The sequence below is a fragment of the Halomonas sp. TH-94 genome, from assembly GCF_057473365.1.
Map to the genome: position 1 here is coordinate 56,927 of NZ_JBYCKL010000034.1, position 21,537 is coordinate 78,463.

Genomic DNA, 21,537 nt, shown 5'->3' on the forward strand with positions numbered 1-21,537 from the left:
ACCTGCCACGACCGCCGGCTCATCCCCTGCGGATCTCTGGCAGGATCAGCTTGATTGCAGCGACATCCACACGCTCTTGAGCTCGGAGTACTCCTCCAGGCTGTGGTGCGACTTGTCGCGGCCGTTGCCCGACTGCTTGACGCCGCCGAAGGGCATGGTCTGATCACCGCCCGCCCAGTTGTTGACGAACACCTGGCCCGACTGCAGCCGCCGCGTCACGCGCATGATGCGGTCGATATCCTGGCTCCACAGCCCCGCCGCCAGGCCGTAGGGCGTGTCGTTGGCCATGGCGACGGCCTCCTCCTCCGTGTCGAAGCCGAACACCGCCAGCACCGGGCCGAAGATCTCCTCGCGGCCGATGGTCATGGTGGGCGTCACTCCGTCGAATACCGTGGGCGGAATGAACAGCCCCGGGCCGTCGATGGCCTTCCCACCAGTGCGCAGCCGCGCGCCCTCTTCCACGCCCTGCCGAATGTAGTCGAGGATACGGCGATGCTGGGTCTCGTCGACGATGGCCCCCATGAAGCTCTGCGGATCCAGCGGATCGCCCGGCTGCATGCCCTCCGCCGCGGTGAGCACTTTTTCGACGAACTGCTCGCGAATCGAGTTCTCCACCAGCAGCCGCGAGCCGGCGATGCAAACTTCGCCCTGGTTATGGAAGATCGCCGCGGCAGCATGGCTGGCCACCTTGTCGAGGTTCTTGCAATCGGCGAAGACGATGTTCGGCGACTTGCCGCCGCACTCCAGGTAGACACGCTTGAGGTTGGACTGGCCGGCATACTGCATCAGCTGCTTGCCCACCGCGGTGGAGCCGGTGAAAGCCAGGCAGTCGACTTCCATCGACAGCGCCAGGGCCTTGCCCACGGTGTGGCCGAAGCCCGGCAGCACCTGGAACACGCCCTTGGGCAGACCCGCCTCCTGGGCCAGCTGCGCCAGGCGCAACGCCGACAGCGGCGACTTCTCGGAGGGCTTGAGGATAACGCTGTTGCCGGCGGCCAGTGCCGGGGCGATCTTCCAGGCGGTCATCATCAACGGGAAGTTCCACGGCACGATGGCCGCCACCACGCCGATGGGTTCGCGCAATACCATCGCCAGGGCGTCCTCACCGGTGGGCGCCACCTCACCGTAGAGCTTGTCGATGCACTCTGCCTGGTAGCGAATGCAGGCAATGGCGCCGGCCATGTCGCCCAGCGAACTCGACACCGGCTTGCCCATGTCGAGGGTATCGATCAGCGCAAGCTCGTGCTTGTTGGCCTCCATGAGATCGGCCAGATGCAGCAGGGTCTTCTTGCGCTTGCCCGGCGCCAGGCGCGACCACTCGCCGTCGACGAAGGCAGCGCGCGCCGCCGCCACGGCGCGTTCGGCGTCGGGTGCGTCGCAGCTCGCTACCCGGGCCAGACACTCGCCGGTAGCCGGGTTGCGAGACTCGAAGGTATCGCCGCTGGCGGCGTCGACGAAGGCGTCATCGATGAAGGCGCGCGACTCGAAAGCGAGCTCCGCGGCCTTGGCTTGCCAGTCGGCCAGTGATCGGGGGGATTGCATTTGGCTCACGATCGGACTCCTGTAAGAGGATTGCTAACCCCTATGTTATTACGTGGCAATTACTTGGCCAGCGCGGGCTCCCGGCGTTCGGAATGTTCTCGGCAGGCCGCAGCGAAGCCCTGAAAAATCGCGTGGTACAGCGAATGCTCCTGCGGCTGCCATTCGGGATGCCACTGCACGGCCAGCGCAAAACTCGATGCTCCGGCCACCGATACTGCTTCGATCAGACCATCCGGTGCCCGAGCCTCCACCACAAGATTTTCTGCCAGCCGCTCGATGCCCTGCTGATGCAGCGAATTGACGCGAGAATGCAACTCGGGATGAAGCGCTGCCAGACGGCTGCCGGGAACTATGTCGATGTCGTGCGCCGGGGCGTAGCGAGTCGCATAGTCGGCGTCGGGTTCACGATGATCGCCCAAGCCCGGCACGTTCTGCACCGCCTGATGCAGGGTTCCGCCGTAGGCAACGTTGAGCTCCTGGAAACCGCGACAGATGCCCAGCAGCGGCAGGCCACGTGCAATGGCGGCGGGAATCCAGGCCAGCGCGGCGGCATCCCGGTGCAGATCGTCACGGGTATTCTCCGGGGCACGCTCGGCACCGTAGCGAGTGGGCTCGACATTGGAATAGCTACCGGTCAGCAGCAGGCCGTCGAGATGGCCAAGCAGGTCACCATCGACGGCATCCTGCCACACCGGCAGCACTACCGGTGCCATGCCATAGGCACGCAGCGCACTCAGATACTTGTCGGTCACCGCATGGGCAGAATGCCCTTCGACCTCGCGGCGACAGGCGATTACCCCCACCAGGGGACGCGTCGGCATGGAGCCTCCTTGATGACAAAGCGCGGCATCACTGTTGATTAAACTTTCCACCAGCAAGGCGGAAAAATCCAGCATCGCATTGAATCGCTCAACACCGAGCTATAAGAAATGGAAGAATTACGCGAAAGCAGAATCTTGCAGGCGTGAAAAAACGTAAAGGATTTGACAACACAAACACGGCATCGAAAGATAGCACAACGAGATATTCTATCCTACAGGTGCCCCCATGCCGACGCTAAGTGCCGATGAGGCCCGTGCGTTCCTTGCTCGCCACCCCGATATCGACAGCGTCGATCTGCTGATCAGCGATCTCAATGGTGTCATGCGCGGCAAACGCATTCCCAGCAGCAATCTGGAAAAGGTCTGCCAGTTGGGGGTCAACCTGCCGGCATCGGTCTTCGCCCTGGATATCAATGGCCATACCATCGAGGCCACCGGCCTGGGGCTCGCCATCGGCGACAGCGACCGAATCTGTCGACCGATAGCGAAGTCCCTGATGCCCACCCCCTGGCTGCGTGGCGGGCGCCAGGCGCAGCTGTTGATGACCATGGTCGAACCCGACGAGACGCCCTTCTTCGCCGACCCACGTCAGCTGCTGTGGCAACAGCTGAGACGGCTGCGCGAGCGGGGCCTGACCCCGGTTGCGGCCGTGGAGATGGAGTTCTATCTGCTGGACAGGGCACGTACTGCCGAAGGCATGATACAGCCGCCACGCTCACCCCGCAGCGGCGAGCGTGCCACCCAGAGCCAGCTCTACTCGATCGACGAACTCGACGAGTATGCCGCCTTCCTGGAGGACATTCAGCGGGCTGCGGAATGCCAGGGCCTGCCTCTGGACACCACGCTCAAGGAGTGTGCCCCAGGTCAGTTCGAGATCACCCTCGGCCACTGTGACGATGCGCTCAAGGCATGTGACAGCGCCATACTGCTCAAGCGTCTTATCAAGGGTGTCGCGCTCAATCATGGCTTCGAAGCCACGTTCATGGCCAAGCCTTACGGCCTCGAGGCCGGCAATGGCACCCATGTCCACCTCAGCCTGCTGGATGGCAAAGGGCGCAACGTCTTCGCTGCGTCAAACGGCGACCCGCTGGGAAGCCAGACCTTGCGCCAAGCCGTCGCGGGGCTGCTTGAATTGATGCCTGCCAGCATGGCGGTATGTGCTCCCAATCTCAATTCATTCCGCCGCTTCCAGGCGGGCCTTTACGTACCCATGACCCCGACCTGGGGGTTCGACAATCGCTCGGTGGCCCTGCGCATTCCGTCGGGCGACAACGAAGCACGGCGCATCGAACACCGCGTCGCCGGTGCCGATGTAAACCCCTATCTGTTGCTGGCCGTTTTGTTGGCCGGTATCGAGCATGGCATCGCGCGTCAGCTGAAGCCGCCCGCCCCCGTGGTGGGCAATGCCTACGAGCAGTTCGAGCCCACACTGACCAATAGCTGGCTGCAGGCCCTCGAACTGCTGGAAGCGAGCGAACCGCTGAGGGCTGCGCTGGGCAGTGACTTCGTTCACGTATTCGTCGCCAATCGCCGGGCCGAGCGCGATCAGGCCATGCAGACCGTCAGTCAGCTGGAATACGCCTGGTACCTGCGCCACGTCTAGACGCCAGTGTCCGAACAGCATGTGTTAATCGCTGCGGCGCCCTGGAACGACATCGCCACGGCCTGGGCCGGGGCGATGTCGAAAGTGAAGGTACTTCAGCCGTCGCTGCTGGCCAGCGGCAGATCCCAGCGCGGACGCCCCTCCTCGAGGAGCACACGGTTACCCTGAGGCCGATGATCGAGACGGGCGACATCGGTTTGCTCGCCATGACGCCACGTCACGTCAAAGCCAATGGTTTCCTCCGAGCTATCCATCACCGTATGGCACTGGCGCTGGGTGGTGGCATAGGTGTGGGTCTGGTTGGCCTCGACGCGCCCCTGTATCTCACGACCGGCGAAACCGCCGCCCACCGCGCCTGCCACGGTGGCAAGCGTCTTGCCGCTGCCGCCACCCACCTGATTTCCGAGCAGGCCGCCTACCACGGCTCCTGCCGCGGTGCCGGCTATGCGATGCGGGTCGCGGCTGGGCGCCTGCGCCTGCTGGTGCACTACCACGTCCTCGCACACTTCGCGGGGCGTCTCGACGCTGCGCGTCACCGGCTGTATTCCCACGACCTCGGCGAACTGTGGCCCGCTCTCGACCGGGTCCGCGCCTTGCTGCACCTGCCAGGCACCGAACGCCAGGCCACCCAGGCCCAGCACGCTCAACGTGGTTCCGATTACGATCGACTTGTTCATCAGGATCTCCTGCAGGGCGTTATGCCGCCCCGGGCTTGTAGGGCTCGGCTCGATACGATGTGCAAGAGAAGAGACGTGAGGGGTGGCGATTCCGTGCCACTCAAGAATTACCCTCAGTATACGCCGCGGCCGGCGCGGGTTAAGCGCAACGCAGCGGCTTTCACATTTTCTGCCCCGGTGTCAGCCGCTGGCGACACCTCACCACCCGAGACGATCCCGCGTGGCGTAATACCAGGCGCCCAGCGCCGAAAGCGGTACGCGCAACAATCTGCCGCCGGGAAACGGCAGGTGCGGCAAGCTGGCAAACGCATCGAAACGCTCGACCTCCCCGCGGATCACCTCGGCGATCAGCTTGCCGGCGAGATGAGAGCAGGTTACTCCGTGGCCCGAGTAACCCTGAGCGTAGTAGATGTTGTCATTCAACCTGCCGAACTGGGGCAGCCTGTTCAGCGTCATGAGGAAATTACCGCTCCAGGCGTAGTCGATACCCACCTCGGCAAGCTCGGGAAAGGTCTTGAGCATCTTGGGTCGGATAACCGCCGCGATGTCCGCCGGGTCCTGACCACCGTAGTTGACGCCGCCGCCGTAGAGCAGGCGACCGTCGGCAGTGAAGCGGTAATAGTCGAGCAGGTAGTTGCAATCCTCTACCGCCATGTCGTTGGGCAAGAGCTCACGGCGTAGCGTCTCCGGCAGCGGCTCGGTGGTGATGATCTGGGTGCCGCACGGCATCGACTTGCTTTCCAGTTCCGGCAGCACCCCCTGCAGGTAGGCGTTGCCGGCCATCACCACACGCTGAGCGCGTACGCTGCCACGCGGCGTACGCAGCGTGACTTTCTCTCCGTGGCGCACCTCGAGCACGGGCGTGTCTTCATGGATGGCACCCCCCAGCGATTCGCAGGCAGCCGCCTGGCCAAGCACCAGATTGAGAGGATGCAGGTGACCGCCGGAGTGGTCCACCAAGGCGCCCACATAGCGATCGCTACCTACCTCGCGCTGATATGCTTTCCCCTCCAGCAGCTCCAACTCGTGGTTGCCGTAGCGCTCCCACAGCGACTTGTGCTCACGCAGCCCCGCGAGCTGCTTGCGGTTGCAGGCGGCAAACAGGTTGCCATTCTTGAGGTCGCATTCGATGGCATATGCCTCGATCCGGCTACGAATGATGCGATTGCCCTCGAAGGCCATGTCGCCCAGCGCACGGGCGGTATCGACGCCATATCTTGCCTCGATCACGTCCATGTCGCGGCTGTAGCTGTTGACGATCTGGCCGCCGTTGCGTCCCGAAGCGCCGAAACCGACCCTGGCGGCTTCCAGCACCACCACCCCAAAGCCCCGCTCGGCGAGATGCAGCGCCGTGGAGATGCCGGTGAAGCCCGCTCCGACCACACACACATCGCACTCGATGTCGGCTTCCAGAGCGGCACGCCCTGGCGATGGGTTGGCCGTGGCGGCATAGTAGGACGCCACATGCTCGTTGTTCTCACTGGTCGACATAGCTACCTCATCATCCTGAAACTCGTTATCTACCCGCGGTCATGTCTTGCAACATCGCCTGCCGCCTTCTTGCTTCACTGCGCCGCATCAGATACCACGCAATGAAAGTGGCAAGCGACACCGCCAAGATGATCAGCGTGGCCAGTGCGTTGATCTTGGGCGAGACGCCCATGCGTACCGAGGAGAACACCACCATGGGCAGCGTGGTAGCACCCGGCCCAGAAACGAAGCTTGCTATCACCAGGTCGTCGAGCGACAGCGTGAAGGCCAAGAGCCATCCCGCTGCCAGCGCCGGGGCGATGACCGGCAGGGTGATCTGAAAGAAGGTGCGCACCGGCCGGGCACCGAGGTCCATGGCGGCCTCCTCGATGGAGAGGTCCACCTCTCGCAGGCGCGAAGCCACTACCACCGCTACATAGGCGCTGCAGAAGGTGGTATGAGCGATCCAGATGGTGACCATGCCGCGATCCGCCGGCCAGCCGATGGTCTGCGCCATGTGCACGAACAGCAGCAGCAGCGACAGGCCGGTGATCACTTCGGGCATCACCAGCGGCGCGGTGACCATGCTCGACAGTGCGGTCTTGCCACGAAAGCGAGTGAAGCGCACCATCACAAAGGCCGCCAGCGTACCCAGACACACCGCCATGGAGGCGGAGAAGAAGGCGATACGCAGGCTGGTCCACACCGCAGCGAGGATCTGCTGGTCACGGAAAAGCTCCAGGTACCAGCGGGTCGAGAAGCCCGCCCACACGGTCACCAGGCGTGAAGCATTGAACGAATAGATCACCAGGATGATCATCGGCAGGTAGAGGAAGACCAGCCCGGCGATCAGCATCAGCGTGGTGAAGGACGGTTTGCGCATGGTCACTCCTCCAGCTCGCGAGATTGATAGCGGTGAAACAGGGCAATCGGCACGATCAGGATCGCCAGCATCACCATCGCCAGCGCCGACGCCACGGGCCAGTCGCGGTTATGGAAGAACTCCTCCCACAGCACCTTGCCGATCATGACCGTATTGGGTCCACCCAACAGCTCGGGAATGACGTACTCCCCCACCGCCGGGATGAATACCAGCATCGAACCGGCAATGATGCCACCCTTGGAAAGTGGCAGGGTTACTTTGAGGAAGGTGTTGAACTTGCGCGAGCCCAGGTCCGAAGCGGCCTCCAGCAACGAGGTATCGAGTCGGGTCAGGTTGGCGTATAGCGGCAGGATCATGAACGGAAGATAGGCGTAGACGATACCCAGAATCACGGCGAAGTTGGTATTGAGCAGTCGGATCGGCGAGTCGATCAGCCCTGACCAGATCAGCAGATTGTTGACCAGCCCGTTGTTGCTGAGGATTCCCATCCAGGCATAGACGCGAATCAGGAACGAGGTCCAGGACGGCAGCATCACCAGCAGCAGCAGCACCAGCTGCCAGTGCGCCGGGGCCCGGGCCATCGCGTAGGCCATGGGATAGCCCAGCGCCAGGCACAGCACGGTGGCAATCAGCGCTATCTTCACCGATCCCCAGTAGGCCGATACATAGAGCATGTCGGTGGCCAGGAACAGGTAATTGCCGAAGGTGACGGCCACGTTCAGCGTCTGGTTGGCGTAATCGAAGATAGGGCCGTAGGGCGGTATCGAGATGGCCGCCTCGGAGAGGCTTATCTTTAGCACGATGCCGAATGGCAGCAGAAAGAACAGCGCCAGCCACAGCAGCGGCACGGCGATGACCCAGCCGCGGCCCGGCTTCAGCATGCGCCGCAGGCGAACGGTGATTTTGGACACGAGAATCTCCCCCCCGGCCCGGTCGGGCCGTCCCGCACTCTTTCGGATGACAGGCACGTTCAGTCGTGCAGGATGATGGCGCTGTGCTCGTCCCAGTGGACGAATACCGGCTCGTCCCAGCGTGGCCGGTCACCGCGACGCTCGGTATTGGCGATGCTCGCCTTGACCAGATGACCGCTCTCGATGCGCACGAAATAGACCGACAGACCGCCGAGATAGGCGATGTCCTCGACGATGCCGGCCGCCCAGTTGAACTCTCCCGGGGGGCGCTCACGCGAGAGCCAGGTCTTTTCCGGACGCACTGCAACCCATACCCGCCGCTCGTCGGCCTGGGTGCTGACACCATGCCCGATGCGAATCGCGCGACCCAGGGCTGGGCTTTCCACGACGCAGTGGTCCGCCTCGTCGACCACGATATCGCCCTCGAACAGGTTCACGGTACCGACGAACTCGGCCACCATGCGGCTGGCGGGGCTCTCGTAGACGTCCATGGGGGTGCCTACCTGAGCGATCCAGCCATCGGACATGATGGCCACCCTGTCGGCCATGGTCATGGCCTCTTCCTGGTCGTGGGTGACCATGATGCACGTCACCCCCACCCGTTCGAGAATCTGCACCACTTCGAGCTGCATTTCGGTGCGCAGCTTCTTGTCCAGCGCCCCCATCGGCTCGTCGAGCAGCAACAGCTTGGGGCGCTTGGCCAGCGAGCGCGCCAGGGCTACCCGCTGGCGCTGACCGCCGGATAGATGATGCGGCTTGCGTCGGGCAAAGGCCTCCATGTGCACCAGCTTGAGCATCTCCGCCACGCGCTCTTCGATCTCCCGCCGCGGCAGCTTGTCCTGCTTGAGCCCGAAGGCGATGTTCTGCGCCACCGTCATATGGGGAAACAGCGCATAGGACTGGAACATCATGTTGATCGGTCGATCGTAGGGCGGCATGGCGGTGATGTCTTCGCCATCGAGGACGATCTGCCCCTCACTGGGTTTCTCGAAGCCGGCGAGCATACGCAGCAGCGTCGACTTTCCCGAGCCGGAGCCCCCCAGCAGCGCAAAGATCTCGCCGCGACGAATCGTCAGGCTGACGTCATCCACCGCCAGCGCGCCGTCGAAGCGCTTGCTGACCCGGCGAATCTCCATCAACCCCTCTGCGTGGGCCGGGCGCGGCTTGCCCGGCCCGCTGGCACTCTGCGGCGCTTGTTCAAGCGTTCGTCGCGGCGGCTCCGAGGCTTGGGTCCGAGTCTGAGGCATGGCAGCGTCTCCTGTGCTCACAAGTCCAAGAGAAGGTCGCAAACGCCCGCACCCCGCGGGTGGACGCAGCCGTTTGCAGCCCTCTCTGTCGCCCCGAGTGGGCCGGTGGGATGGGTCAGATACCGGACTTCACCCGGTTCCAGACCCGAGTGCGCACGCGTTGCACGGCCAGCGGCTTCTCCTCTGCGACGTAGAGGTTGTCCATTACCTCCTGATCGGGATAGACGGATCGGTCGTTGAGAATATCGGGATCGAGGTATTCGTTGGCCGCGATGTTGGGATTGGCATAGACCACGTACTCGGTAATCGCCGCGGCAATCTCGGGCTCGAGAATGAAATTGATGAAGGCGTGGGCGTTATCGGGGTTGGGCGCATCGGCAGGAATCGCCATCATGTCGAACCACAGCGCCGCGCCCTCCTTGGGAATGATGTAGTCGATGGTGAAATCGCGCCCAGCCTCCTCGGCCCGGTCGGCGGCCTGGAAGATGTCGCCGGAATAACCCGCCGCCACGCAGATGTCGCCGTTGGCGAGATCCGAGATGTAGCGCGAGGAGTGGAAGTAGGTGATGTTGTCGCGCACTGCGGCGATCAGATCGCCGGCCGCCTCGAGATCGGCACTTTCCTCGGAGAGCGGCGAAAGGCCCAGGTAGGCCATGGCCGGCGACAGCATCTCGTCGCCGGAATCTAGCATGGAGATACCGCAGCCGCCCTGACGCAGCGCCGTGGTGATCTCGGGGTCGAAGATCAGCGCCCAGGAGTCGAGAGGAGCGTCGTCGCCGAGGATCTCCGTGACCCGCTCGACGTTGTAGCCGATGCCGTTGGTACCCCACATGTAGGGTATGGAGTGGCGGCTGCCGGGGTCGATCGATTCGAGATCGTCCATCAGCTCGGGGTTCAGGTTCTCCATGTTGGGGATCTTGTCGTGATCCAGCTCCATGTAGACCCCGGCACTCACCTGCCGCGTCAGGTAGTGATTGGAGGGCATCACCACGTCGTAACCCGAGCGCCCGGAAAGCATGGCAGCGTCGAGTACCTCATTGCTGTCGTAGACGTCATAGATCACCCGGATGCCAGTGGCCTCGGTGAACTTTTCCAAGGTGTCCGGGGCGATGTAATCCGACCAGTTGTATACCCGCACCTCGTTGGCCTGGGCTGCGGCGGCCATGGCCAGGGAGCCCAGCGCAACGGCCAGGGAAAGCTTGCGTAGACAGGACATGATGGCACCTCTCGTTTGCATTGTTTTTCGATGAGCCCGCTCAGCTCCGGACCCGGGGCACTAGACGCTCAGCAGCAGGAACTCCCTCTCCCACGAACTGATCACCTTCTTGAAATTCTCGTTCTCCACCCGCTTGACCGCCACGTAGCCAGTCACGAAGCGGTGACCCATATAGCGCTCGAGTTCGCTGCAGTTCTCCATTCGCTCCAGCGCCTGCTCCAGGGTGAACGGCAAGCGCAGGTTACGCCGTTCGAAGGCACGCCCCTGGACCGGGGCCGAGGGGTTGAGCTGCTGCACCATACCCAGGTAGCCGCAGAGCAGACTGGCGGCGATGGCCAGGTAAGCATTGGCGTCGGCGCCGGGCAGGCGGTTCTCGATGCGTCGGTTCTGTGGCGACGAGTCGGGAACGCGCAAGCCGCAGGTGCGGTTCTCCACGCCCCACTCCACGTTGACCGGCGCCGAGGTGTCAGGCAGGAAGCGGCGGAAGGAGTTGACGTTGGGTGCCATCAGCGGCAGCGCCTCGGGAATGAACCGCTGCATGCCGCCGATATGATGCAGGAACAGCTGGCTCATGGAGCCATCCTCATTGGCGAACACGCTCTTGCCGGTGGTCGCATCCAGCACACTCTGGTGAATGTGCATGGCGCTGCCGGGCTCGTTGGTGATCGGCTTGGCCATGAAGGTGGCCACCACGTCGTGCTTGAGCGCCGCCTCGCGCAAGGTACGCTTGAACAGGAAAACCTGATCCGCCAGCATCAGGGGGTCACCGTGACGGAAGTTGATCTCCATCTGGGCGGTGCCCTCTTCATGAATGAGGGTATCGATATCCAGCCCCTGAACCTCGCACCAGTCGTACATGTCTTCGAACAGCGGGTCGAACTCGTTGGCCGCATCGATGGAGAAAGACTGACGGCCGGTTTCCTGGCGCCCGCTGCGGCCGATGGGCGGCAGCAGCGGCAGATCGGGGTCCTCGCAGCGCTTGGTCAGATAGAATTCCATCTCCGGCGCCACCACCGGTTTCCAGCCCTGTTCGGCATAGAGCGCCAGGACGCGCTTCAGCTGGTTGCGACAGGAGAGCTCGATGGGGTTGCCCATCTTGTCATAGCAGTCGTGGATGACCTGGGCGGTGGGCTCCAGCGCCCAAGGCACCGGGTAGACCGCGGAAATATCCGGCCGACAGATCATGTCGATATCGGCGGGGTCGAGCAGCGAGTAGTAAAGCTCGTCCTCGACGTAGTCGCCGGTCACGGTCTGCAGCAGCACACTCTCTGGAAGCCGCATGCCCTTTTCTGCCATGAATTTCGAGACAGGGGTGATCTTGCCACGGGCGATGCCGGTGATGTCGCTGACCAGGCACTCCACCTCGGTGATGCGTCTCTCCTTCAGCCAGCTTTCCAGGTCTTTCATGGGAACCTCGTTGCTGCCCGTCCCGGGCATTTCGTTCGTTATAGTCGGTCGCGCAGCTTGTAGAAAGCCGTGGCCAGTACCAGTAGCGGCGTGCGTAGACGCTCTCCCCCGGGGAAGCGTCGGTGGGGCATGGCGGCGAATACATCGAAGCGCTCGCTCTGGCCGGCAATGGTTTCGCCGATCAGTTTACCGGCGAGCCCGGCCAGCGCCATGCCGTGCCCCGAGTAGCCTTGGGCGTAGTAGACGTTGGCACCGATACGACCGAAGTCGGGAGCACGGTTGAGCGTGATCGCCACGTCGCCGCCCCAGCGATAGTCGATATGCACACCCGCAAGGGCCGGAAACAGCTGTGCGATCTTGGCATCCATACGCCGCTGCAGGCCGCGCGGCTCCCGCCCATCGTAGCTGACTTCGCCGCCGTAGATCAGCCGTTTGTCGGCCGAAAGGCGGTAGTAGTCGAGCACGAAGTTGGCATCCGACAGCGCATCGTTGTGCGGCAATACCTGAGCCGCTCGCGCCTCGCCCAGCGGCTCGGTGGCAATGATGTAGTTGGCCGCCCGCATGATGCGGCCATCCAGCTGCGGCAGCAGCCGGTCCAAATAGGCGTTGGCCCCCACCACGACGTAATCCGCCGTGATCTCGCCATGTTCGGTCGTTACCGTGGCCGGCTGACCGTGGCGTACCGACAGCGCCGGGCTGTGCTCGTGAAGCGTCACCCCGGCTCGTTGCGCCGCGCGCGCCAGCCCCAGGGTGTAATTGAGCGGATGCAGGTGCCCACCCTCGCTTTCGAAGAGCGCGCCGGGATAGGCATCGGTCACCACACGCTCACGCAGCGCATCGCCCTCAAGCCAAGTGAGCGCCTCGTAGCCATAGTCGCGCGACAAACGCTCCTGGAACTGGCGCAGTTCACGAACGTGTCGAGGCTTCACAGCGGCATGCAGATAGCCCCAGGCAAGGTCGCAGGGAATCGCATGTCGCTCGATGAGTTCAGCCGTCAGGCGTACCGCCTCGCGGCTCATTTCCCACACCTCGCGAGCCCGCTCGCGACCCAGTTCCTTTTCCACGGTCGCGATATCGGTCCCGAGGCCGGGCAGGATCTGCCCACCGCTGCGTCCGGAAGCCCCGAAGCCCAGCTCATTAGCTTCGAGCAGCGTCACCGAATAGCCGCGCTCGGCAAGGTGCAAGGCTGCAGAACAGCCCGTTATGCCACCACCGATCACGCATACGTCGACACGCTGCCGACCTTTAGCGGGCAGACAAGGCCGGTCGAGGGAGACCGCCAGGGAATCGCGGTAGTAGGAGGCGGGGCTTGAGCGCGGTATGGCGTTGGCCATGCATCGAGTTCCTGAAGCAATGAACCGGCATCTTGGATTCGATTAGTCTGGCATCAAACCGACGGGGTATGTCAAGTATACAATAACGAGAGAGGCGAGCCGGCTTTCGCAGCGATCCGCCAGGACCAGCTGTCAAATCCCATAAAAACATTAAATTATGTACAACCAAAAACAGATGCCCATGTCCGACTCAGCTTACCCGCATACGCATCTGTCAAATAATAACCATCACTCGTCGTAGCGACGACCAGAGCATACGGCACAGGCGGGATCCCGCGGCACCTGGAAATGGCGCCATTGACCACTCATGCCGTCGAAGGTGGAGAGCCCTCGGTGCGGCGTGCCGGCTCCGCTTAGCAACTTGACCGCCTCAAGCGCCTGAAAGCAACCGATCAGCCCCACCAGGGGGGCCACGACCCCACTCTCGGCGCAGCGCAGCTCCTCGTCACCGCCCTCACCCGGCGGGTAGAGACAGGCGTAGCAGGGAGACGTCGCATCGCGAGGGTCGAACACTGCGAGCTGACCAGAGAAGCGAATCGCCGCCCCCGACACCAGTGGCACCCCTGCTCGGTAGCAGGCGGCGTTGACGGCGTAGCGACTGGAGAAGCGGTCGGTGCAATCGAGCACGAGATCGACCTCGCTCACCACGGCATCGAGCTGCTCCCCGCCAAGATGGGCTTCGATCACACGGACGTCACAGCCCGGATTGAGCGCCACGGCCGAATCGCGGGCGGAGCGCGCCTTGTTCCGCTCCAGGTCGGTCATGCCATGGGCGATCTGGCGCTGCAGGTTGGAGAGCTCCACCTTGTCGGCATCGGCCAGGATCAGGCGACCGACCCCCGCGGCAGCCAGGTAGAGCGCCACCGGCGAGCCCAGCCCACCCGCTCCCACTACCAGCACGCGCGACGCCAGCAGACGCTCCTGGCCCTCGATGTCTATCGCATCCAACATGATCTGCCGGCTGTAGCGCAGCAGCGCCTCGTCGTTCATGGCCATTACTTGCCTTCGAGCTCCTCGATATCGGGTACGTAGAGGGAAAACTGCTCCTTGACCTCTTCCATGACGACATAGCTCTTCGATTCCTTGACACCAGGAAGCGTCAGTACCACGTCCCCGAGCAGTTGGCGGTAGGCGGACATCTCGGGAATTCGGCACTTGAGGATATAGTCGAACTGCCCAGAAACCAGATGGCACTCCTGGATCTGAGGCAGCCGAGCCACGGCACGGCGGAACTCGTCGAACACCGCCGGAGATTGGGTCTCCAGGCTGATCTCGACGAAGACCAGCAAATTGGCCTTGAGCGAACGCGGGTCCAGCACGGCCTTGTAGCCGCGGATGACGCCGGACTTCTCCAGGCGCTTGACGCGCTCCAGGCAGGGCGTCGTGGAGAGGCCAACCTGAGCGGCCAGGTCGACGTAGGAAATACGGGCATTCTCCTGCAGGCAGCGCAGGATATTGAGGTCAATACGGTCCAGTGAGCGGGTCTTGGTTTTCATTGTCGTGTCGCGGAAAGCCGATGCAGAGTGAGTGATACGTCGCATGACAGCAGATCAGCCTGAAAAAGCATCGAAATCAGGCGTGGTGCTGGTGTTCAGTCGCACAAACATGCCGACATTTGGAATTATTTCCTGAACAGATGTACCACAGCCCTCGCTTCCTCTCCAGCGCACTTCCCTCAACGTTTCTACCGACGCCCGACGGTGACGCGCTCTCTCCCGCCCAGATCCTGACGACTGCTCACTTCGCCATAGCCACAGGCCGCGAGCAGTTCGCGAACCGCTGCCCCCTGCTCATGGCCGTGCTCCAGGACGAGCCAACCGCCGGGCTCGAGCCGCTGGATGCCGGCCTTGGCGATGTGGCGCAGATCGGCCAGCCCCGCCTCGGCTGCCACCAGCGCACTCTTGGGCTCGAAGCGCACGTCGCCCTGAGCCAGGTGCGGGTCCAGTTCGTCGATATAAGGGGGGTTGGCGGCCAGCAGCGTGTAGCGCTGCCCTTCCAGGGCGGAAAACCAGTCGCTGAGCAGGAAGCGAACATTGGCGATACCCAGCCGGCGCGCATTCGCTGCGGCCAGGGCCACCGCTTCGGCAACGCGATCGACCCCGAGCACGTCCCAGTCGGATCGCTCGCTAGCGAAGGCCAGTGCGATAGCACCTGTCCCCGTTCCCAGGTCGAGCAAACGGCCGGATGACCCCGGCGCCAGCTCGAGCAGCACCTCCACCAGCGTTTCAGTATCGGGGCGAGGAATCAGGGTGTGCGGAGAAGTGCAAAGGGGCAGCCCCCAGAACTCTCGCACGCCGGTGAGATACGCTACGGGCCGCCCCATGGCGCGAGCGGCGACCAGAGCCTCGAAGCGGGCCCGCTGAAAGGGAGACGCCGGCTTGTCGCCCCACGTATAGAGCCAAGTGCGATCGACCTCGAGCACGTGACACAACAGCACTTCGGCATCCAGTCGCGGACTGGGCGAGCCTGCGTGCGTCAAACGCCCGGCAGCCTTCGCCAGCAGCGCATCGAGGCGCATCAGACCTCCTGCTGCAGCGCCGCGAGCTGATCGGCCTGGTGCTCCTGGACCAGCGGATCGAGCACTTCGTCGAGTTCGCCGGCCATGACTTCCCCGAGCTTGTAGAGCGTCAAGTTGATGCGATGATCGGTCAGACGACCCTGGGGAAAGTTGTAAGTGCGGATGCGCTCGCTGCGATCGCCCGAGCCCACCAGGCTACGGCGCGTATCGGCACGTTCACGCTGATGACTCTCCACGGCGCTCTGCTTGAGCCGCGCTGCCAATAGCGCCATCGCCTTGGCGCGATTCTTGTGCTGGCTGCGCTCTTCCTGGCACTCCACAACCACACCGCTGGGTAGATGGGTGATTCGGATGGCCGAGTCGGTGGTATTGACGTGCTGGCCGCCGGCGCCGCTGGAACGGAAAGTATCCACCCGCAGGTCGGCAGGATTGATATCGACGTCGCCGACCTCGTCGGCCTCGGGCATCACCGCCACGGTGCAGGCCGAAGTATGGATGCGCCCCTGGGACTCGGTTGCCGGCACACGCTGCACCCGATGCGCCCCCGACTCGAACTTCAAGCGGGCATAGACGCCCTCGCCCTTCACCCGAGAGATGACCTCCTTGTAGCCGCCCTGCTCACCGTGACTGGCGCTGATCACCTCCACCTTCCAGCCCTGCTTCTCTGCATAGCGGGAATACATGCGAAACAGGTCGCCGGCAAACAGAGCGGCCTCGTCACCGCCGGTGCCTGCCCGCACCTCGAGAAAGACGTTGCGGCTATCGTCAGGGTCGCGCGGCACCAGCAGCTGTTTGAGCAGAACCTCCAGCTGTTCGAGACGCTCGCGCCCCTCCTCCAGCTCCATTTGAGCCAGCTCGCGCATCTCGGCATCGCTGTCATTGGCCAGCTGACCGGCATCTTCGAGGTCGTTTTCGGTGGCTCGATAATCGCGCCAGGCCTCGACCAGGGATTCGAGCTCGGAATACTCGCGCGAATAGTCGCGAAAGCGAGGCTGGTCGCTGATCACTTCGGGCTCCGCCAGCAGTGCGGCGAGCTCCTCGAAGCGCTCGACGAAGCCATCGAGACGCTGGCGCAGGGTCGCTTTCATGGCGTGTCCTGTCAGGGTTTCGTTGATGTGGAATCCAGCAGCAGCGCCTCGGCGGCACTGAGCAGATCGCGCCGTTCACTACCCGACGCCTCGCGCAGGGCCACCGTAGGGCGATGCAGCAGACGATTGGTCAACTGATGTGCCATCAGCCGAATCACTTCCTCGGGGTTCTCTCCCCGCGCCAGCCTTGCCAAGGCCTGTTGCTCGGAGAGTTCGCGCAGGTCCGAGGCCTGGTCACGGTAGCGGCGAATCAGCTCCCCGCTGCTGCGAATGCGCCGCTCTTGAAGCCAGACGTGCACACCGTGTTCGATCAGCGACTCGGCCTGATCGGCGGCTGCCTGGCGATGACGACGATTCTCCTGAATCACCTCGTTGAGGTCATCCACCGTATAGAGAAAGATGTCGTCCAGGTCGCCGACCTCGGGCTCGATGTCCCGCGGCACGGCGATATCCACCATGAAGATCGGCCGATGACGGCGCTTCTTCAGCGCTCGCTCGGCCATCCCCTTGCCCACGATCGGCAAGGGTGCGGCGGTCGAGGAGATGACGATGTCGGCCCGCGCCAAAGCGTCGGGAATCTCGTTGAGTGAAATCGCCTCGGCGTTGAACTCGTTGGCCAACAGTTCGGCGCGCTCACGTGTGCGGTTGGCCACGATCATATTGCGCACACCGGCCTCGCGCAGATGCCTGGCCACCAGCTCGATGGTTTCGCCGGCACCGATCAAAAGCGCCCGCGAGCGGCTGAAGTCATCGAATATTCGACTCGCCAGGCTCACCGCCGCATAGGCGACGGACACCGGATTCTGGCCGATGCCGGTACGCGTACGCACCTGCTTGGCCACCGCGAAGGTGTGCTGGAACAGCAGCTCGAGTTCACCGCCCAGCCCGCTGGCCTGACGCGCCGACTGATAAGCATCCTTAAGCTGCCCCAGAATCTGAGGCTCACCCAACACCATCGAATCCAGCCCCACGGCAACGCGCATCAGGTGGCGTGCGGCATCGTTGTCCAGATAGTGGTAGGCACAGGGGGTCAGCTCCTCGAGCGCGAGCCCATGAAAATGGCTCAACCAGTCGAGAATCATGCGTTCGCCGCTCGGCTCGGTAACGCAATAGAGCTCCGTGCGGTTGCAGGTCGACAGCACCGCCGCCTCGTGCACCTGGGGTATGCAGCGCAATTGGGTCAGCGCCGACTCCAGCTGAGAGGGTGTAAAGGCGACCCGCTCGCGCACCGCGACTGTGGCCGTCCTGTGGTTGATTCCAAGGGCAAGAAGCGTCATGCGTAAGCGTCTTCGGTGGTGTCGGCCGGCGGCAGCAAAAGTGAAAAAAAGGTATCTGCGGCGCTGCATTCTATCACAGCCTGGCGCGCTCGGCGCCAGCCACACCGAACACGCTATTGACGCATGACAAGGCAACTCCGATTCGCTTCCATACGGACCCGTACGCAGCGATCCCTTTGCCCATGCGCAGCTAGCCGGTATGCTGACACCTCGGGATACCGGATGAGACAAGCATGCCCTCGACGCTGAAACGCTTTTCACGCCATGGATTGGCAGTGCTTGGTCTGGCCGCTCTACTGAGTGGCTGCCAAGGCCTGACTTCCTCGCCCTTCGCCTCTGCACCAGAGGACCCCCTGGCCACGGCCCCCCCCATCGAGCGCGGGCTGGATGCCGAGGGTCTGGCTACGCTGCTGACGGCGGAACTTGCAGGGCAACGCGGCGATTATCGTCGTGCCACGCTGGGCTACCTGGCCATGGCAGAGCGTTACAGTGGCGCGCAGCTGGCAGAACGCGCCACGCTGGCCGCGCGTTTCAGTAACGACATCCTTTTGCTCGAGCAAGCCGTGAACACCTGGCACCAGCTCGCTCCGGCTGCCGAGGCCCCGCTGCGACTGCTCGCCGGCCTGGCCCTGCAGCGCGGCGACTGGACCAAGGCGCTGGAGTGGCGCCTGGTGTTGGCCGAACAGGGGCAGCATGCCGAGCTTGCCCTTTTCGCCGAGCTCGCCCTTGAAACCAGCACCGACCCGCTGCCCCTGCGCGAACGGCTCGGCAGCTACCTCGAGCGTGCCACCCCCGGCGCTCATCCCCACTATCACGACGCCGTGCTGGCAATGGCCATTCTCGAAGCCGCCACCGGACAGCGCCGGCAGGCTGAGCGGCGCCTGGACCAGCTCGCTCGCGATCACTCCGAACTGCCCGCCCTTTGGCTGACCCGCTCACAGCTGGCCCTGGAAGCCGACAATCCCCGCCAGGCTCGCGAGGCAGCGGCGCGTGGCCTGGAGATATCGCCTGGCGACCCACGCTTTTTGCTGCTGTTGGCGCAGGCCGAGCTGATGCTGGGCAACGTCGCTGCCGCCGAACGGCACACCTCGACCCTGCTCGACGAGCATGTCGGCAACCAGGAGCTGCGCATATCGCTAGCCAGCCTCTATCTGGAAGATGGCTATTACGAAGCGGCAAGACGCCTGCTACTGCCTCTGGTCAGCAGCGACGAACCGCCGCCTGGCGCCTTCTATCTGATGGGGATCATTGCCGAGGAAGAGGACGAGGTCGACAACGCCCTGCTTTATTATCGTCAGGTTTCCCCCGGCGGGGACTTCCTGCGTGCACGCCTGCGTGCCGCGCGGATGCTGATCGAGGACGACCGTTTGCTCGACGCCCGGGCCTTTCTGCGGATCGAGCGTTTACGTCACGAGACCCGCTTCAGCGAGCTGGTGGCACTGGAGGTGGAGCTGCTCGGCGAAGCCGGCCTGCACGCCGAGGCCGACGCACTGCTGAACCGCGAACTCGCCCGCACCCCAAATGACGAGGCGCTACTCTACCTGCGCGGCATGCGCGCCTGGGAGCGCGGCGATATCGAGGCCATGGAGCGGGACCTGGGACGCATCATCGAGTCCAACCCGGATAACGCCGCTGCCCTCAATGCCCTGGGCTACACCCTGGCCGACCTCAACGTCGAGGATCGCCTGGAGGAAGCCCGCGAGCTGATCGAGCGCGCCCACGCACTCGAGCCCGGCAACCCGGCGATCATGGATAGCCTGGGCTGGGTCTACTTCCGCCTTGGCGACCCGGAGCGCGCCCTGCCGTGGCTGGAGCGCGCCTATGCCAGCATGCTCGACCAGGAGATCGCCGCCAACCTGGCGGAAGTGCTATGGGCGCTGGAAAAGCAGGATCAGGCCCGCCGCGTGGTCGAGCAGGCCCTTGACCATTTCGACGAGCATCCGCGCATCGATGCGCTTCTCGAACGCATACCCGAGCTTGCACCCTGACCAAACCCACTGGCCAACGAGACGACGTCATGACACACCTGATGACCACGACACGGTGCCTGGCAGCGGGACTTGCCCTCGCCCTGCTGGCCGGCTGCGCCACGCCGACGACCGCGCCTGACGGGGAGCGCACTGACCGCTGGGAGGCCCAGCAGGAACGCCTCGCCGAGCTGGACACCTGGATCCTGATCGGCAAGGCCGGCTTGCGCACACCTCAGGACTCCACCAGCGCCAATCTGGACTGGAGCCAGCACCCTCACTATTACCGCATGCTGATCAGCGGACCATTCGGCAGCGGCCGTAACCTGCTCGAGGGCCGCGAGGGGCGCTTCTCGCTGACCAATGCCGAAGGACGCTTCGTGGCCGAGACGCCGGAAGACTTGATGCAGCAGCAGTTGGGCTGGTCATTGCCGGTAAGCTCGCTGGCCGATTGGATACGCGGGCTGCCTGCCGAGCACAGCCAGTACCGGCTCGAGCACGACGACACGGGCTTCCCTCAGCTGCTGGAGCAGGACGGCTGGCGGATCGAGTATCGCGACTGGGTCGAGGTCGAGTCGCTGTGGCTGCCACGGCGGCTGATCATGGAGTACGACGACCTGCGGGTGACGCTGGTGGTCACCGATTGGCGACCCGTCGTCGGTGATTGAATCGATGCCTGAATCCCCTGGCGAGCTCGTACTGCCGGCACCGGCCAAGCTCAATCGCATGCTGCACATCCTGGGCAGACGCGCGGATGGCTACCACGAGCTGCAGACGCTGTTTCAATTTCTCGACCACGGTGATGAGCTACACCTGCGCCAGCGCGATGACGGCAAGATCCAACTGTCGCCCAGCCTGCCGAACCTGCCCGCCAGCGACAACCTGGTCGTGCGGGCCGCCAGGCTGCTTCAGGCCGAAACAGGCTGTCGCTTGGGGGCCGACATTCACCTGACCAAGCGACTGCCGATGGGCGGTGGCCTCGGCGGTGGCAGCAGTGACGCCGCCACGACACTGCTCGGCCTCGACCGCCTATGGCGACTCGACCTGCCGCTCGAGCGCCTGGAAGCGCTCGGCCTGCAGCTCGGCGCCGACGTGCCGGTGTTCGTGCGCGGCCATGCCGCCTGGGCCGAGGGGGTGGGTGAAAAGCTTACCCCGGTCACCCTCGACACTTCCTGGTTCGTGGTCGTTCATCCGGGTGTCGAAGTCGCCACCGGCGCGGTGTTCGGGGCGGCGCAATTGACACGTAACACGCCCCCGATTACCATGGCGCGCGCACTGCAGGGGGGAGCGCCCAGCTGGCACAACGACTGCGAGCCCACGGTCAGGTCACTCTATCCGCAAGTCGCCGAAGCGCTTGACTGGTTGGGTAGCCGGGCACCCGCCATGTTGACGGGAACCGGTGCCTGCCTCTTCGCCCGGCTCGACTCGCCAGCCGAAGCAAGGCAACTCATGGCCGACTTGCCGGGCCACTGGACTGCTTTCACGGCCCGCGGCCTGAACCTCTCCCCGCTACATGCTGCTCTAGGTCGATGAACATGCTGACAGCGAGCGCTCCAACAATCGCGCTTGCGGTATC

The 21,537-nt window shown here is 63.8% G+C and carries 19 protein-coding genes; 4 read left to right on the forward strand and 15 right to left on the reverse strand.

Going from position 1 to position 21,537, the window contains the following annotated elements:
• Positions 1-45: 45 nt before the first annotated feature.
• Both AC2VNO_RS06000 and AC2VNO_RS06005 read right to left on the reverse strand, forming a co-directional pair.
• Positions 46-1,542 carry an aldehyde dehydrogenase gene (locus AC2VNO_RS06000; RefSeq protein WP_486933429.1) on the reverse strand — a complete coding sequence of 499 codons (1,497 nt, stop codon included), beginning with the start codon at positions 1,540-1,542 and terminating at the stop codon, positions 46-48.
• 59 nt (positions 1,543-1,601) lie between these two features.
• The gene (locus tag AC2VNO_RS06005) at positions 1,602-2,363 is read right to left on the reverse strand and encodes a gamma-glutamyl-gamma-aminobutyrate hydrolase family protein (RefSeq protein ID WP_486933280.1); all 762 of its coding nucleotides are present in this window, start codon (positions 2,361-2,363) and stop codon (positions 1,602-1,604) included.
• Positions 2,364-2,589: 226 nt separating this feature from the next.
• Between AC2VNO_RS06005 and AC2VNO_RS06010 the strand changes: the two genes are divergently transcribed.
• Positions 2,590-3,966, forward strand: a complete 1,377-nt coding sequence (locus tag AC2VNO_RS06010; RefSeq protein WP_486933281.1) for a glutamine synthetase family protein — start codon at positions 2,590-2,592, stop codon at positions 3,964-3,966.
• 95 nt (positions 3,967-4,061) lie between these two features.
• Here the strand turns inward: AC2VNO_RS06010 and AC2VNO_RS06015 are convergent, their stop codons facing one another.
• The 13 genes from AC2VNO_RS06015 to hemA form a co-directional block, all read right to left on the reverse strand.
• Complete coding sequence (locus tag AC2VNO_RS06015) at positions 4,062-4,643, reverse strand: glycine zipper 2TM domain-containing protein (RefSeq protein ID WP_228578435.1); 582 nt, start codon at positions 4,641-4,643, stop codon at positions 4,062-4,064.
• A 198-nt stretch (positions 4,644-4,841) separates the two neighbouring features.
• A complete protein-coding gene (locus AC2VNO_RS06020; RefSeq protein ID WP_486933282.1) occupies positions 4,842-6,134 on the reverse strand; it encodes an NAD(P)/FAD-dependent oxidoreductase in 1,293 nt (430 codons plus the stop codon).
• Between the two features lie 25 nt (positions 6,135-6,159).
• Entirely contained in the window at positions 6,160-6,996 is an 837-nt protein-coding gene (locus AC2VNO_RS06025) for an ABC transporter permease subunit (RefSeq protein ID WP_486933283.1), read from the reverse strand.
• Positions 6,997-6,998: 2 nt separating this feature from the next.
• A complete protein-coding gene (locus tag AC2VNO_RS06030; protein ID WP_486933430.1) occupies positions 6,999-7,877 on the reverse strand; it encodes an ABC transporter permease subunit in 879 nt (292 codons plus the stop codon).
• A gap of 89 nt (positions 7,878-7,966) precedes the next feature.
• Positions 7,967-9,043, reverse strand: a complete 1,077-nt coding sequence (potA, locus tag AC2VNO_RS06035; protein ID WP_486933431.1) for a polyamine ABC transporter ATP-binding protein — start codon at positions 9,041-9,043, stop codon at positions 7,967-7,969.
• 226 nt (positions 9,044-9,269) lie between these two features.
• Positions 9,270-10,370 (reverse strand): polyamine ABC transporter substrate-binding protein, encoded by a 1,101-nt coding sequence (locus AC2VNO_RS06040; protein WP_486933284.1) that lies wholly within the window; start codon positions 10,368-10,370, stop codon positions 9,270-9,272.
• A 60-nt stretch (positions 10,371-10,430) separates the two neighbouring features.
• Positions 10,431-11,777 carry a glutamine synthetase family protein gene (locus AC2VNO_RS06045; RefSeq protein ID WP_486933285.1) on the reverse strand — a complete coding sequence of 449 codons (1,347 nt, stop codon included), beginning with the start codon at positions 11,775-11,777 and terminating at the stop codon, positions 10,431-10,433.
• A gap of 38 nt (positions 11,778-11,815) precedes the next feature.
• Positions 11,816-13,111, reverse strand: a complete 1,296-nt coding sequence (locus AC2VNO_RS06050) for an NAD(P)/FAD-dependent oxidoreductase (protein ID WP_486933286.1) — start codon at positions 13,109-13,111, stop codon at positions 11,816-11,818.
• A 228-nt stretch (positions 13,112-13,339) separates the two neighbouring features.
• The gene (locus AC2VNO_RS06055; RefSeq protein ID WP_486933432.1) at positions 13,340-14,101 is read right to left on the reverse strand and encodes a HesA/MoeB/ThiF family protein; all 762 of its coding nucleotides are present in this window, start codon (positions 14,099-14,101) and stop codon (positions 13,340-13,342) included.
• Positions 14,102-14,106: 5 nt separating this feature from the next.
• On the reverse strand, positions 14,107-14,607 hold the full coding sequence (locus AC2VNO_RS06060) for an Lrp/AsnC ligand binding domain-containing protein (protein ID WP_228578423.1): 501 nt from the start codon (positions 14,605-14,607) through the stop codon (positions 14,107-14,109).
• A 188-nt stretch (positions 14,608-14,795) separates the two neighbouring features.
• On the reverse strand, positions 14,796-15,629 hold the full coding sequence (gene prmC / locus AC2VNO_RS06065; RefSeq protein WP_486933287.1) for a peptide chain release factor N(5)-glutamine methyltransferase: 834 nt from the start codon (positions 15,627-15,629) through the stop codon (positions 14,796-14,798).
• Entirely contained in the window at positions 15,629-16,717 is a 1,089-nt protein-coding gene (gene prfA / locus AC2VNO_RS06070) for a peptide chain release factor 1 (RefSeq protein ID WP_486933288.1), read from the reverse strand. The genes prmC and prfA overlap by 1 nt, the downstream gene beginning before the upstream one ends.
• A gap of 11 nt (positions 16,718-16,728) precedes the next feature.
• Complete coding sequence (hemA, locus tag AC2VNO_RS06075) at positions 16,729-17,994, reverse strand: glutamyl-tRNA reductase (protein ID WP_486933289.1); 1,266 nt, start codon at positions 17,992-17,994, stop codon at positions 16,729-16,731.
• Between the two features lie 233 nt (positions 17,995-18,227).
• Between hemA and AC2VNO_RS06080 the strand changes: the two genes are divergently transcribed.
• Genes AC2VNO_RS06080 through ispE form a run of 3 tightly spaced genes read left to right on the forward strand, consistent with a single transcriptional unit; the run spans position 18,228 to position 21,494 of the window.
• Positions 18,228-19,982: a tetratricopeptide repeat protein gene (locus tag AC2VNO_RS06080; RefSeq protein WP_486933290.1), complete on the forward strand. Its 1,755-nt coding sequence runs from the start codon at positions 18,228-18,230 to the stop codon at positions 19,980-19,982.
• A 29-nt stretch (positions 19,983-20,011) separates the two neighbouring features.
• Complete coding sequence (gene lolB, locus AC2VNO_RS06085) at positions 20,012-20,629, forward strand: lipoprotein insertase outer membrane protein LolB (protein ID WP_486933291.1); 618 nt, start codon at positions 20,012-20,014, stop codon at positions 20,627-20,629.
• 4 nt (positions 20,630-20,633) lie between these two features.
• On the forward strand, positions 20,634-21,494 hold the full coding sequence (ispE, locus tag AC2VNO_RS06090; RefSeq protein ID WP_486933292.1) for a 4-(cytidine 5'-diphospho)-2-C-methyl-D-erythritol kinase: 861 nt from the start codon (positions 20,634-20,636) through the stop codon (positions 21,492-21,494).
• The last annotated feature ends 43 nt before the right edge of the window (positions 21,495-21,537 follow it).